This is a genomic window from Mycobacterium sp. 360MFTsu5.1, assembly GCF_000383495.1.
GTDB lineage: Bacteria > Actinomycetota > Actinomycetes > Mycobacteriales > Mycobacteriaceae > Mycobacterium > Mycobacterium mucogenicum_B.
Genome location: NZ_KB911464.1, coordinates 565,917 through 579,017, shown reverse-complemented (window position 1 = coordinate 579,017; position 13,101 = coordinate 565,917). Strand labels below are relative to the sequence as shown.

Sequence of the window (13,101 nt, the reverse complement as noted above, 5' to 3'; positions counted from 1 at the left end):
ACGACGATCAAGCGGCGAGGTACGAGCCGCGTTGAGGAGTTCGGCAGATCAGACTAGGGCTTGCGCCGCACCGACGCCTCGACGATGTCGAGGACGGCGGTCAGATCCTCGCCGGTCTGACCCGACGCGAGCCGCGCGATGAGGCCGTCGAGCACCAGGTCGAGATAGATGTGCAGCACTTCGGTGGGCACGTCGTCACGCAACGTGCCGGCGGCCTTCTTGCGCTCCAGACGCGCGATGGTGGCCTGGTTGAGTTCCTCGTAGCGCTGCTGCCACTCGGCACGGAACTCGGCATCGGTGCGCAGCCGCCGGGCGATCTCCAGCCGGGTGCCCAGCCACTGGTAGTTCTCCGGCTTGGCCAGCATGTTGCGCATGACCTGCACGAGGCCGTCCTTCTCGACGGTCTCGGCCATCCGCTCGCCGTCCTCCTCGGCGAGCGCGAAGAACAACGCGTCCTTGTCTCGGAAATGATGGAAGATCGCGCCGCGCGACATCGCGGTGGCTTCTTCGAGAAGCCGGACGGTCGCACCCTCGTAACCGAACTCGGAAAAACAGCGTCGGGCGCCGTCGAGGATCTGCGCTCGACGGGCGGCGAGATGATCGTCGCTAACTTTGGGCACCAGGACTCCTACTGGCGTTCGGTTGGGCAGCCCGAGAGCTGCCCAACCGAATCAGCCAGCTATCAGGCCTCGCTGCCCGACCGCAGCATGTTGCGCAGCACGTACTGCAGGATGCCGCCGTTGCGGTAGTAGTCGGCCTCACCGGGGGTGTCGATGCGGACCACGGCGTCGAACTCGACCTTGGTGCCGTCCTCCTTGGTGGCGGTGACGTGCACGGTCTTCGGCGTCTTGCCGGCGTTGAGCTCCTCGATGCCGGAGATGTCGAAGGTCTCGGTGCCGTCCAGGCCCAGCGACTTGGCGCTCTCGCCCGCCGGGAACTGCAGCGGGATGACGCCCATGCCGATCAGGTTCGACCGGTGGATGCGCTCGAACGACTCGGTGATGACGGCCTTGACGCCGAGCAGCGTGGTGCCCTTGGCGGCCCAGTCACGCGACGAACCCGAACCGTATTCCTTGCCGCCCAGCACGACCAGCGGGATGCCGGCCTTCTGGTAGTTCATGCACGCGTTGTAGATGAACTCCTTCGGGCCACCCTCCTGGGTGAAGTCGCGGGTGTAGCCACCCTGCGTGCCCTCCAGGCCGATGGTGTCCAGAATCCGGTTCTGCAGGCGGATGTTGGCGAAGGTGCCGCGGACCATGACCTCGTGGTTGCCACGACGGCTGCCCAGCGAGTTGTAGTCCTTGCGGGCCACACCGTGCGCGTCCAGGTAGTCCGCGGCCGGGGTACCCGGCTTGATCGGGCCGGCCGGGCTGATGTGGTCGGTGGTCACCGAGTCGCCCAGCAGGGCCATGACGCGGGCGCCCTTGATGTCGGTGACGGGCGCCGGCTCCATTTCCATGCCGTCGAAGTACGGCGCCTTGCGGACGTAGGTCGAGGCGTCGTCCCACGCGAAGGTGTCGCCGGCGGGGGTCGACAGGTTGCGCCAGTTGTCGTCGCCCTTGAACACGTCGGCGTAGGACTTGCGGAACATGTCCTGGCTGATCGCGCTCTTGATGGTGTCGTCGATCTCCTGGGCCGACGGCCAGATGTCGCGCAGGAAGACGTCGTTGCCGTCGGTGTCCTTGCCCAGGGAGTCCGTCTCGAAGTCGAAGTCCATGGTGCCGGCGAGGGCGTAGGCGATGACCAGCGGCGGCGAGGCCAGGTAGTTCATCTTGACGTCGGGGGAGATGCGGCCCTCGAAGTTGCGGTTGCCCGAGAGCACCGCGGTGACGGTCAGGTCCTCTTCGTTGACGGCCTTGGAGATCTCCTCCGGCAGCGGGCCGGTGTTACCGATGCACGTGGTGCAGCCGTAGCCACCCAGGTAGAAGCCCAGCTTCTCCAGGTAGGGCCACAGGCCGGCCTTCTCGTAGTAGTCGGTGACGACCTGGCTGCCCGGGGCCATGTTGGTCTTGACCCACGGCTTGCTGGTCAGGCCCTTCTCGACGGCGTTGCGGGCCAGCAGGGCGGCACCGATCATGACCGACGGGTTGGAGGTGTTGGTGCAGGAGGTGATACCCGCGACCGCGACGGCGCCGTGGTCGAGGATGAACTCGCCGCGGTCGCCCTTGACGCGCACCGGCTTGCTCGGCCGGCCCTCGGCGCCGTTGGCGGCGGACTGGACGTTGACGGCACCGTCGTCGGCGAACGACAGGGCGGCCGGGTCAGAAGCCGGGAACGACTCCTCGACGGCCTCGTCGAGCTTGGTGTGGTCGGCCGGATGCTGCTCCTCCACGTAGTTGTGGATGTCCTTGCGGAACGCGATCTTGCTCTCCGACAACAGGATTCGGTCCTGCGGGCGCTTCGGGCCGGCGATCGACGGCACGACCGTCGACAGGTCCAGCTCGAGGTACTCCGAGAAGGCCGGCTCGTGGTCGGCGTCGTGCCACATGCCCTGGGTCTTGGCGTAGGCCTCGACGAGCGCCAGCTGCTCGTCGGTGCGGCCGGTCAGGCGCAGGTAGTTGATGGTCTCTTCGTCGATCGGGAAGATCGCACAGGTCGAGCCGAACTCGGGGCTCATGTTGCCCAGGGTGGCGCGGTTGGCCAGCGGCACCTCGGCGACGCCCTTGCCGTAGAACTCGACGAACTTGCCGACGACGCCGTGCTTGCGCAGCATGTCGGTGACGGTCAGCACCACGTCGGTGGCGGTGACGCCCGGCTGGATTTCACCGGTCAGCTTGAAGCCGACGACGCGGGGGATGAGCATCGAGACGGGCTGGCCCAGCATGGCGGCCTCGGCCTCGATACCGCCGACGCCCCAGCCCAGCACGCCCAGGCCGTTCTCCATGGTGGTGTGGCTGTCGGTACCCACACAGGTGTCGGGGTACGCCTGGCCGTTGCGGACCATCACGGTGCGGGCCAGGTACTCGATGTTGACCTGGTGGACGATGCCGGTGCCCGGCGGGACGACCTTGAAGTCGTCGAAGGCGCCCTGGCCCCAGCGCAGGAACTGGTAGCGCTCGGAGTTGCGCTCGTACTCGAGGGCGACGTTCTTCTCGTAGGCGTCGGCGGTGCCGAACACGTCGAGGATGACGGAGTGGTCGATGACCATCTCGGCGGGAGAGAGCGGGTTGACCTTGTTCGGGTCGCCGCCGAGGGCGGTGACGGCCTCACGCATGGTGGCCAGGTCGACGACGCAGGGCACGCCGGTGAAGTCCTGCATGATCACACGGGCCGGGGTGAACTGGATTTCGATGCTCGGCTCGGCCGACGGATCCCAGTTGGCCAGCGCCAGGATGTGATCCTTGGTGATGTTGGCGCCGTCTTCGGTGCGCAGCAGGTTCTCCGCAAGCACCTTGAGGCTGTAGGGAAGCTTCTCGGTACCCGGAACCGCGTCGAGGCGGAAAATCTCGTAGCTGTTCTCCCCGACAACGAGCGTGTCACGGGCTCCAAATGAATTGCTGCTCACATCAACTCCCGGCTAGATCTCGCCGCGACGGGCTGTGTCAGCGGCGCGTTGCTACCCTAACAGTACGCTTGTCCTATGAGCGCCCAGGGGGTGGCTACAGTCTTGTCGGGTTCCGGGTGCGCCGTCAGGGAGTTCGAGGAAATTCCAGTACCGTTTGCCGCGTGACAACTTTCGCGGCATTCATTCCGCCGGACGTCTGCGCCACGGTCGGGCAGGACCCGGCCAAGACCCCTGTCGACGTGTGCATGGCGACGGTGATCACGCAGGTTCGTGACGGTGGGGTCAGTGCGCCGGGCATCGCGCCCGCCAAGACGCCGGCCACGCCGCAGGAAGCGAAGCAGGCCGCCGAGGCCGCGCAGGAGGCCGCCGCCCTGCGTCAGGTCGTCGCCGACGCCCACGCCAAGGGCATCGACCTCAAGATCGTGGTGCTGCCGACGAGTCCGGGCATCGACACCCCGCTGCGTGACATCGCCGCGGACGTCGGCCGGGTGTATCCCGAGTCGACCGTGCTGACCCTCAGTCCCGGCTTCGCCGGCTCGGTCAGTCCGACTTATGACCGGTCGCTGTTGGAGGCCGGTCAGGACCTCGCGAAGACGCCGAGCGTTGTGCAGAACTCGAAGAATTTTGTGAGCCAGCTGGAAACGCCGATATTTCCCTGGACGTCGTTCACTGTGGTGGTCATCCTCGGCGTGGTAGCGGCTGCCGTCGGTACCCGGTTTCTGCAGGTCCGGGCCCGGAAAGCGGCCGCAGCTGCGGCGCCGCAGGACGCCGTCGCGCCGGCATCTCGGTAGCTGCGCGCGGGGCGCCGCGAATTCGAATATCACTATTCGGTCACACCTTTTTCAATTACAACGGTGTGGTTTGTTACTAACGTTTCATTTGTGCAACCTGTGACGTACGGTGCAGTTGGTACCGCATGTTGCAGATGTGATGATTTGTGATTTCTGCGACTTACGGGACCAACGGATCGAGCCCGCTTTTGCCTTAGGCGGGCACCAGCGCGCTGGAGCCTTAGGAGACCTGAGTCAATGGGACGCAGCATTCGCCCCTTTAGCGGTGGGCTGGCCACCCGGCTGGGCAGTCGCGTCGGCACCGGGTCGCTCGTGTTCGGTGTCATGACCGCGTCCGTGTTCGCCTCCGGTATCGCGTCGGCGCAACCCGGCAGCAGCGAGATCGCCGCCCTGGTCACCGATCTCGCCAATGCCAACCAGAAACTGCAGGACCTCGGCGCCGCCATCCAGACCCGGCAGGAATCGGTCAACAAGGCCATCGCCGACGTGCAGACCGCCCGGGACGACGCCGCGACCGCCCAGCAGGACATCGACACCAGCCAGACCGGTCTGAAGGACGCCAACGCGGCCATCGCCGCCGCCCAGGCGCACTTCGACAAGTACGCCGAGGCGGCGTACATCAACGGGCCGTCCGCGTCCTACCTGACCGCGACCGATCCCGGCGAGATGATCAACACCGCCGCCACCGGCCAGGCGCTGACCATCAGCTCGCAGGAGGCCATCGCCGATCTGCAACGCAGCCGCACCGAACTGGCCAACCGCGAATCCGCCGCCCGCCTGGCCAAGCAGAAGGCCGACCAGGCCGTCAAAGATGCCCAGGTCAGGCAGGACGACGCCGTCAAGGCCCTGACCGACGCCCGGACCACGTTCGCCGACCAGCAGACTCAGCTGGACCAGCTGGTCAGCCAGCGCGACGCGGCGCAGGCCAAGCTCAACGCGGCGCGCACACAATGGGCCGCGAGCGCCCCCGCGTCCGGAACTCCCGCGGCCGACCCCGGCCGGTACGCCGCCAACTGGGACGGCGCGCCCGCCGCTGCCGGTCCCCGCAAGTGGGACGACGGCGGCTGGGACCCCACCCTGCCCAAGATTCCGAGCGCCAACATCCCCGGTGACCCGATCGCCGTCATCAACAACGTGCTCGGCATGACCGCCACGTCGGCGCAGGTCACCCAGCAGATGGGCCACAGCTTCCTGCAGAAACTCGGCCTGGTGCCCGCCACCGTCACCAAGTCGGGCTACACCAACGGCGCCATCCCGCGCGTCTACGGCAAGCAGGCCTCGGAATACGTCATCAAGCGCGCCATGTCGCAGATCGGCGTCCCGTACTCCTGGGGCGGCGGCACCGCCGCCGGTCCCAGCACGGGCATCGACTCGGGTGCCGGCACCGTCGGCTTCGACTGCTCGGGTCTGATCCTCTACGCCTTCGCCGGCGTCGGCATCAAACTGCCGCACTACTCCGGCAACCAATATGAGGCGGGCCGCAAGATCCCGACATCGCAGGCCCGCCGCGGGGACGTCATCTTCTACGGCCCGGGTGGCAGCCAGCACGTGACCCTGTACCTCGGCAACGGGCAGATGCTCGAAGCGCCCTACACCGGTTCCAACGTCAAGGTGTCGCCGGTGCGAACCAGCGGCATGACGCCGTACGTGATCCGCTACATCGAATACTGATACAGGGGTTATTGCATTGCAGGGCAAGGAATTTCACCGGAGAGACCTCCTCGCGGGCGTGGGCGCGCTGGCGCTGGCACTCGCGTTCGGGCCTGCGCCGAGTGCGGTTGCCGAGCCCGACGGCGGGTGGGACCCGACACTGCCCATGCGGGCCAGCTCCGGCGCCCCCGGTGACCCGGTGGCCATCGCCAACGCGACGTTCCAGGCCAGCCAGCTGGCTCTGCAGACCACCCAGAACCTCGGTCAGAGCTTTCTGTCCAGCCTGGGCCTGGGCGGCAAACCGAGCGGCGGTGGCGGCGGAACCGCCGCGATGATGCCCGGCGGCCGCGTCGGCGGTAAGCAGGCCATCGAGTACGTCATCCGGCGCGGCGGCTCCCAGATGGGGGTCCCGTACTCGTGGGGCGGCGGCACGCTGACCGGTCCCGGACCCGGCGTGGACTACGACGCCGGCAAGATCGGTTATGACTGTTCGGGTTTCACCCGCTACGCCTACGCCGGCGTGGGCGTGCAGATTCCCAAGTACTCGGGCGACCAGTACAACACCGGCCGTGCCATCGCGCCGTCGGAGGCCAAGCGCGGCGACCTGATCTTCTACGGCCCCGGCGGCAGCCAGCACGTCACGATCTACCTCGGCAACGGAAAGATGCTCGAGGCGTCCGGCAGTGCCGGCAAGGTGACGGTCAGTCCGGTCCGCACGGCCGGTATGTCGCCGCACCTGTCCCGCATCATCGAGACCTGAGACACGCGGAAAGTCCGCCCTAGCAGCACTGACGGCTCCGCCGTCGGCAAACGTTCGACGGATCCCGGGCCGCCTGGAATAGTTGACTCCGGGCGCGCCGCTATATTGGCGGCTACCCGCTAGACCAGCGATTTTGCGCCGGACATCCGGCCGAAACAATTGTGGGAGGAAGCTAGATGACGTCACCGAGTGGGCCGCCCGACGGCGCCGGAGGCTACCCAGGCCCGGCACCCACACAGGGTTACCCGCCCGGGGCGCACGCCGCCCCCGCCGCGCAGCAGCCCGTCAGCGGCTCGCTGCAGTCCGAGGTGCACACCCTCGAACGCGCCATCTTCGAGGTCAAGCGCATCATCGTCGGCCAGGACCAGCTGGTCGAGCGCATGCTGGTCGGCCTGCTGGCCAAGGGCCACGTGCTGCTCGAAGGTGTGCCGGGCGTCGCCAAGACCCTCGCCGTGGAGACCTTCGCCAAGGTGGTCGGTGGCTCGTTCGCCCGCATCCAGTTCACCCCCGACCTGGTGCCCACCGACATCGTCGGTACGCGCATCTACCGCGTCGGCAAGGAAGAGTTCGACATCGAGCTCGGCCCGGTGATGGTCAACTTCCTGCTCGCCGACGAGATCAACCGCGCGCCCGCCAAGGTGCAGTCGGCGCTGCTGGAGGTCATGGCCGAGCGCAAGATCTCCATCGGTGGCAAGACCTTCCCGCTGCCCAGCCCGTTCCTGGTCATGGCGACCCAGAACCCCATCGAGCAGGAGGGCGTCTACCAGCTGCCCGAGGCGCAGCGCGACCGATTCCTGTTCAAGCTCAACGTCGGCTACCCGTCGCCCGAGGAAGAGCGCGAGATCATCTACCGGATGGGCGTCAAGCCGCCGGAGCCCAAGCAGATCCTCACCACCGAGGACCTGCTGCGCCTGCAGGACGTGGCCGCCAACACCTTCGTGCACCACGCCCTCGTCGACTACGTGGTCCGCATCGTGACCGCCACGCGTGAGCCGGAGAAGTTCGGCATGCCCGACGCCAAGGCGTGGATCGCCTACGGCGCCTCGCCGCGTGCCTCGCTGGGCATCATCAGCGCCTCCCGTGCGCTGGCGCTGGTCCGGGGCCGTGACTACGTCATCCCGCAGGACGTCGTCGAGGTCATCCCGGACGTGCTGCGGCACCGTCTCGTGCTCACCTACGACGCGCTCGCCGACGAGATCTCCGCCGAGACCGTCGTCAACCGCATCCTGCAGACCGTCGCGCTGCCGCAGGTGAATGCCATTCCGCAGCAAGGACATTCGGTTCCGCCCGTGATGGCCGGCGCAGCTGGGGCCTCTGGTCGGTGACCGCCCCCGGGTCTGATCGTTCGGCTTCGCCGCAGACCGGCCGGTCCGTCGATCTGCCGTCACTGCAGCGTGGCCAGATTCGCGATCCCGAACTGTCGGCCGCACTGCGCAAGCTGGAGCTCACCGTCCGGCGCAAGCTGGACGGTGTCCTCCACGGCGACCACCAGGGCCTGATCCCCGGTCCGGGATCCGAGCCGGGGGAGTCCCGGCTCTACCAGCCCGGCGACGACGTCCGCCGGATGGACTGGTCCGTCACGGCGCGCACGACGCATCCGCACGTGCGGCAGATGATCGCGGACCGGGAATTGGAGACCTGGCTCGTCGTCGACATGTCGGCGAGCCTGGACTTCGGCACCGCGGGCTGCGAGAAGCGTGATCTGGCGGTCGCCGCGGCGGCCTCCATCGCGTTCCTCAACAGCGGCGGCGGCAACCGGCTCGGCGCGGTCATCTCGAATGGCGACACCGTCCGCCGGGTACCCGCACTGTCCGGCCGGCTGCACGAGCAGGAACTGTTGCGCGCCATCGCCACCACACCCAAGGCCCCGGCCGGGGTCCGTGGTGACCTGGCCGCCGCCATCGACGCGCTGCGCCGGCCCGAGCGCCGCCGCGGCATGGCCGTGATCATCAGTGACTTCCTCGGCCCGATCAACTGGATGCGCCCGCTGCGCGCCATCGCCGGGCGGCACGAGGTGCTGGGCATCGAGATCATCGACCCGCGCGACGTGGAGCTGCCGGCCGTGGGGGACGTGGTGCTGCAGGACGCCGAGTCCGGCATCACCAAGGAGTTCACCATCGACGAGCAACTCCGGGATGACTTCGCCCGCGCCGCCCAGGCGCACCGCGACGAAGTGGCCCGCACGCTGCGCCGATGCGACGCCCCGCTGCTGACGCTGCGCACCGACCGGGACTGGATCGCCGACGTCGTCCGGTTCGTGGCGAACCGTCGCCGCGGCGCCATGGCGGCCCGGTAGCTGTCAACCACTGTGTCCATTGGACGGCTCGCCGTCGTGGCGTGCCGATTTAGGCGTGCACCGGCCGAGACGATAAGTTGACCAGCATGAGTGACGCTGTTGCCACTGAGGCTGCTCCCGGCCGTCCGGCCTTCGTTTCCCGTTCCGTGCTGGTCACCGGTGGTAACCGGGGTATCGGCCTGGCCATCGCGCAGCGGCTGGCCGCGGACGGCCACAAGGTCGCGGTGACCCACCGCGGTTCGGGTGCGCCCGAGGGCCTGTTCGGCGTCGTGTGTGACGTGACCGACGCCGAGGCCGTCGACCGTGCGTTCAAAGAGGTCGAGGAGCACCAGGGCCCGGTCGAGGTGCTGGTGTCCAACGCCGGTATCTCCAAGGACGCATTCCTGATGCGCATGACCGAGGAGCGGTTCACCGAGGTCATCAACGCCAACCTCACCGGCGCGTTCCGCGTGACGCAGCGCGCGTCGCGCAGCATGCAGCGCAAGCGTTTCGGCCGCATCATCTACATCGGCTCGGTCTCGGGCATGTGGGGCATCGGCAACCAGGCCAACTACGCGGCCGCCAAGGCCGGCCTGATCGGCATGGCGCGCTCCATCTCTCGTGAGCTCTCCAAGGCCGGCGTCACCGCCAACGTCGTGGCCCCCGGGTACATCGACACCGAGATGACGCGTGCCCTCGACGAGCGCATCCAGGAAGGCGCGCTGGACTTCATCCCGGCCAAGCGCGTCGGCACCGCCGAAGAGGTCGCCGGTGCCGTCAGCTTCCTGGCGTCCGAGGACGCCGGCTACATCGCCGGTGCGGTCATCCCGGTCGACGGCGGCATGGGCATGGGTCACTGACCCGCGGCGCTCAATCGAAAACGCTTTGGCTTACCAGAACTTAAAGGAGTCAGCACAAATGGCAGGTTTGCTCGAAGGCAAGCGGATCCTGGTCACCGGGATCATCACCGACTCGTCCATCGCGTTCCACATCGCGAAGGTCGCCCAGGAACAGGGCGCCGAGCTGGTGCTCACCGGCTTCGACCGGATGAAGCTCATCCAGCGCATCGCCGACCGGCTGCCCAACCCGGCGCCGCTGCTGGAGCTCGACGTGCAGAACGAAGAGCACCTGGCCTCGCTCGGTGAGCGCGTCACCGAGGTGATCGGCGAGGGCAACAAGCTCGACGGCGTCGTGCACTCCATCGGCTTCATGCCGCAGAGCGGCATGGGCATCAACCCGTTCTTCGACGCGCCATACGAGGACGTCGCCAAGGGCATCCACATCTCGGCCTACTCGTACGCCTCGCTGGCCAAGGCGCTGCTGCCGATCATGAACGAAGGCGGCGGCATCGTCGGCATGGACTTCGACCCGACCCGCGCCATGCCCGCCTACAACTGGATGACGGTCGCCAAGAGCGCCCTCGAGTCGGTCAACCGGTTCGTCGCACGCGAGGCCGGCAAGTTCGGCGTGCGCTCCAATCTGGTTGCGGCAGGCCCCATCCGGACCCTGGCCATGAGCGCCATCGTCGGCGGTGCCCTCGGCGACGAGGCCGGCCAGCAGATGCAGCTGCTCGAAGAGGGCTGGGACCAGCGCGCGCCGATCGGCTGGAACATGAAGGACCCGACTCCGGTCGCCAAGACCGTCTGTGCGCTGCTGTCCGAATGGCTGCCCGCGACCACCGGCTCGATCATCTACGCCGACGGTGGCGCCAGCACCCAGCTGCTGTGATGAGCGCTTGCGCGAAGAACCAACAGCGCTGATGGATTTCGACGCACTGCTGCTGCTGTCGTTCGGCGGGCCCGACGGGCCCGCCGACGTCCGGCCGTTCCTGGAGAACGTGACGCGGGGACGCGGCGTGCCGCCGGAGCGCCTCGACGCCGTCGCCGAGCACTACATGCACTTCGGGGGCGCGTCGCCGATCAACGCCATCAACCGGGCGCTGATGTCGGAGCTCGAGGCGGCGATGCCGCAGCTGCCGGTGTACTTCGGGAACCGGAATTGGGACCCGTACATCGAAGACACGGTTACCGCCATGCGGGACAACGGGATTCGTCGCGCGGCAGTGTTCACGACGTCCGCCTGGGGCGGGTACTCCAGCTGCCGGCAGTACATCGAGGACATCGCGCGCGGCCGGGTCGCGGCGGGCCCGCAGGCGCCCGAGCTGGTGAAGCTGCGTCAGTACTTCGACCATCCGCTGTTCGTCGAGATGTTCGCCGAGGCCATCGGCGAAGCCGCCGCCCAGCTGCCCGCCGACCTGCGTGACGCGGCCCGCCTCGTGTTCACCGCGCACTCGATTCCGGTCCGGGTCGACGAGCGCGACGGACCACGGCTCTACAGCCGTCAGGTCGGCTACGCCAGCCGGCTGGTCGCCGCGGCCGCCGGCTACGACGAGTACGACCAGGTCTGGCAGTCGCGGTCCGGGCCGCCCCAAATCCCTTGGCTGGAACCGGATATCGGTGACCACCTGGCGGCGCTCGCGGCCGCCGGCACCAAGGCCGTCATCGTCTGCCCCATCGGGTTCGTCGCCGATCACATCGAGGTGGTGTGGGACCTCGACAACGAGCTCGCCGAGCAGGCGGCCGAGGCCGGAATCACGTTGGTGCGCACCACGACTCCCAACGCCGACCCGCGGTTCGCGCGGCTGGCCGCGTCGTTGGTCGACGAACTGCGCACGGGTGCGCCGCCGGCGCGGGTCGAGGGCCCGGACCCGGTGCCCGGGCACGGCTGCAGCATCAACGGGGTGTCCTGCCTGCCGAGCTGCTGCGGCGACTGACCGGTCCTACCGCTCCCAGGCCGAATGCAGGATGGCCGTCACGGCGGCCAGCCGGGCGGAGCGCACGATGTCGGACAGGGGCCGCATGGCCTCCGTCGCGATCTGCATCTCCGATGCGCTCTGGAGGCCGATGGGCGCCAGCCCGGCGCTGACCGTGATGATCGCGTCGATGTGGGCCGCGGTCTCCAGCACCCGCACCGCACGGGTGGGGGCGTGGTCCGGCAGTTTGTGCAGATGCCCGGCCTCGAGCAGCTGTTCGACCATCTCGCGCGGATCCTCGATGTCCGAACCGGGTTCGGCACGCAGGCGGCCGAGGGCGTCGGCCGCGGACCGGACCGCGTCGCGCAGTCGGTACTCCTCTTCGCCGAGGTCGAAGTGGCCGGCCACGGGAGCGCTGGGCAGCGAGTACACCGTCCAGGACAGGGCCTTGACCTCGGCGTCGTCGGTGTCGTCCTCGTATTCGAAATCGGGGACCAGCCCGACGGCCTCGCCGTAGTTGGAGGTGATGACGACGGCTTCGCCCATGTCGACGGCGTCCTGCTGGAACTGGGTGCCGGGGGTCAGGCCCCGGACATCCCCGGGTACGGGCAGTACCAGGTTCAACGCCGGCTCCGAGCGGGCAGCGCCGGCCGCGTGCCGCAGCGTCTGCAGCAACGTGACGCCGCCGTAGTTGGTCAGGTCGGGCCACGGCAGGCCCGTGCGGCTGGCCGCCACGGCGTCGTACGCGGCAATGGAATGTCTTGGCGCCCACGGCGATAGCGCATCCAGGACATCGTCGGGTGCGGCCAGGCCGGCATGCCAGGCATTGGCCCACACCGTCAGCGAAACACTTGGACACCACATGATGCACGCAGTGTAAAACGCTCCGGCCGATTAGGCCTGCAAGGCGCTACTCTGGTCGCATGCCGGTGCCGTTGCTGTGGCTCATCGTGGCGATCGGGCTTGCCGGTGCCGAAGCGCTGACCGGTGACATGTTCCTGCTCATGCTGTCCGGCGGTGCCCTGGCGACCGCAGGTCTGAGCTGGGCCACCGACTGGCCCATCTGGGCCGACGGCCTCTCCTTCCTCATCGTGTCGGTGCTGTTGCTGGTCCTGGTGCGGCCGGCGCTGCGCAAGCGGCTGGGTGCCGCGGGCCTGCCCGAACCGGTGAAGGCCTTGGAAGGCAAGTCGGCGCTGGTGCTGGAACGGGTGACCCGCCATGAAGGGCAGGTAAAACTCGACGGCGAAATCTGGACGGCGCGCCCGATGGCCGACGACGATGTCTTCGAGCCCGGCGATCACGTCACCGTGATGCGGATCGACGGTGCGACCGCGGTGGTCTTCCGGGCCATCTGAACGCAAGGGGAGC

The 13,101-nt window shown here is 68.1% G+C and carries 12 protein-coding genes; 9 read left to right on the top strand and 3 right to left on the bottom strand.

The features are described 5' to 3' along the window. Positions 1-53: 53 nt before the first annotated feature. Positions 54-620, bottom strand: a complete 567-nt coding sequence (locus H289_RS0109540) for a TetR/AcrR family transcriptional regulator (protein WP_020100553.1) — start codon at positions 618-620, stop codon at positions 54-56. Between the two features lie 62 nt (positions 621-682). After that, positions 683-3,505: an aconitate hydratase AcnA gene (acnA, locus tag H289_RS0109535; RefSeq protein ID WP_020100552.1), complete on the bottom strand. Its 2,823-nt coding sequence runs from the start codon at positions 3,503-3,505 to the stop codon at positions 683-685. Positions 3,506-3,666: 161 nt separating this feature from the next. On the opposite strand from acnA, the gene H289_RS0109530 reads away from it, so the two are divergent. The 8 genes from H289_RS0109530 to H289_RS0109495 all read left to right on the top strand — a co-directional run bounded on the left by H289_RS0109530 (position 3,667) and on the right by H289_RS0109495 (position 11,754). After that, the gene (locus H289_RS0109530; protein ID WP_020100551.1) at positions 3,667-4,296 is read left to right on the top strand and encodes an Rv1476 family membrane protein; all 630 of its coding nucleotides are present in this window, start codon (positions 3,667-3,669) and stop codon (positions 4,294-4,296) included. A 237-nt stretch (positions 4,297-4,533) separates the two neighbouring features. Continuing rightward, a complete protein-coding gene (ripA, locus tag H289_RS0109525) occupies positions 4,534-5,967 on the top strand; it encodes an NlpC/P60 family peptidoglycan endopeptidase RipA (RefSeq protein ID WP_029105020.1) in 1,434 nt (477 codons plus the stop codon). A gap of 58 nt (positions 5,968-6,025) precedes the next feature. Further along, the gene (ripB, locus tag H289_RS0109520; RefSeq protein WP_020100549.1) at positions 6,026-6,706 is read left to right on the top strand and encodes an NlpC/P60 family peptidoglycan endopeptidase RipB; all 681 of its coding nucleotides are present in this window, start codon (positions 6,026-6,028) and stop codon (positions 6,704-6,706) included. A gap of 176 nt (positions 6,707-6,882) precedes the next feature. Next, positions 6,883-8,031 carry a chaperone MoxR1 gene (moxR1, locus tag H289_RS0109515; RefSeq protein WP_020100548.1) on the top strand — a complete coding sequence of 383 codons (1,149 nt, stop codon included), beginning with the start codon at positions 6,883-6,885 and terminating at the stop codon, positions 8,029-8,031. A 53-nt stretch (positions 8,032-8,084) separates the two neighbouring features. Beyond that, positions 8,085-9,002: a DUF58 domain-containing protein gene (locus H289_RS0109510; protein ID WP_029105019.1), complete on the top strand. Its 918-nt coding sequence runs from the start codon at positions 8,085-8,087 to the stop codon at positions 9,000-9,002. A gap of 86 nt (positions 9,003-9,088) precedes the next feature. Further along, on the top strand, positions 9,089-9,841 hold the full coding sequence (fabG1, locus tag H289_RS0109505; RefSeq protein WP_029105018.1) for a 3-oxoacyl-ACP reductase FabG1: 753 nt from the start codon (positions 9,089-9,091) through the stop codon (positions 9,839-9,841). A 58-nt stretch (positions 9,842-9,899) separates the two neighbouring features. Continuing rightward, complete coding sequence (gene inhA, locus H289_RS0109500) at positions 9,900-10,709, top strand: NADH-dependent enoyl-ACP reductase InhA (protein ID WP_020100545.1); 810 nt, start codon at positions 9,900-9,902, stop codon at positions 10,707-10,709. A gap of 31 nt (positions 10,710-10,740) precedes the next feature. After that, positions 10,741-11,754, top strand: a complete 1,014-nt coding sequence (locus H289_RS0109495; protein ID WP_020100544.1) for a ferrochelatase — start codon at positions 10,741-10,743, stop codon at positions 11,752-11,754. A 6-nt stretch (positions 11,755-11,760) separates the two neighbouring features. Here H289_RS0109495 and H289_RS0109490 read toward each other — a convergent pair whose 3' ends face one another. Then, positions 11,761-12,597, bottom strand: a complete 837-nt coding sequence (locus H289_RS0109490; protein WP_029105017.1) for an Rv1486c family protein — start codon at positions 12,595-12,597, stop codon at positions 11,761-11,763. A 59-nt stretch (positions 12,598-12,656) separates the two neighbouring features. Here H289_RS0109490 and H289_RS0109485 point away from each other — a divergent pair, with 59 nt between their 5' ends. Further along, positions 12,657-13,088, top strand: a complete 432-nt coding sequence (locus H289_RS0109485; protein WP_020100542.1) for an NfeD family protein — start codon at positions 12,657-12,659, stop codon at positions 13,086-13,088. The last annotated feature ends 13 nt before the right edge of the window (positions 13,089-13,101 follow it).

What these genes read in the sequence shown, in the direction of transcription:
- ripA (WP_029105020.1), top strand. Translation starts at nt 4,534, where the DNA reads ATGGGACGCAGCATTCGCCCCTTTAGCGGTGGGCTGGCCACCCGGCTG.
- H289_RS0109485 (WP_020100542.1), top strand. Translation starts at nt 12,657, where the DNA reads ATGCCGGTGCCGTTGCTGTGGCTCATCGTGGCGATCGGGCTTGCCGGT.
- fabG1 (WP_029105018.1), top strand. Translation starts at nt 9,089, where the DNA reads ATGAGTGACGCTGTTGCCACTGAGGCTGCTCCCGGCCGTCCGGCCTTC.
- H289_RS0109490 (WP_029105017.1), bottom strand. Translation starts at nt 12,597, where the DNA reads ATGTGGTGTCCAAGTGTTTCGCTGACGGTGTGGGCCAATGCCTGGCAT.
- H289_RS0109495 (WP_020100544.1), top strand. Translation starts at nt 10,741, where the DNA reads ATGGATTTCGACGCACTGCTGCTGCTGTCGTTCGGCGGGCCCGACGGG.
- inhA (WP_020100545.1), top strand. Translation starts at nt 9,900, where the DNA reads ATGGCAGGTTTGCTCGAAGGCAAGCGGATCCTGGTCACCGGGATCATC.
- moxR1 (WP_020100548.1), top strand. Translation starts at nt 6,883, where the DNA reads ATGACGTCACCGAGTGGGCCGCCCGACGGCGCCGGAGGCTACCCAGGC.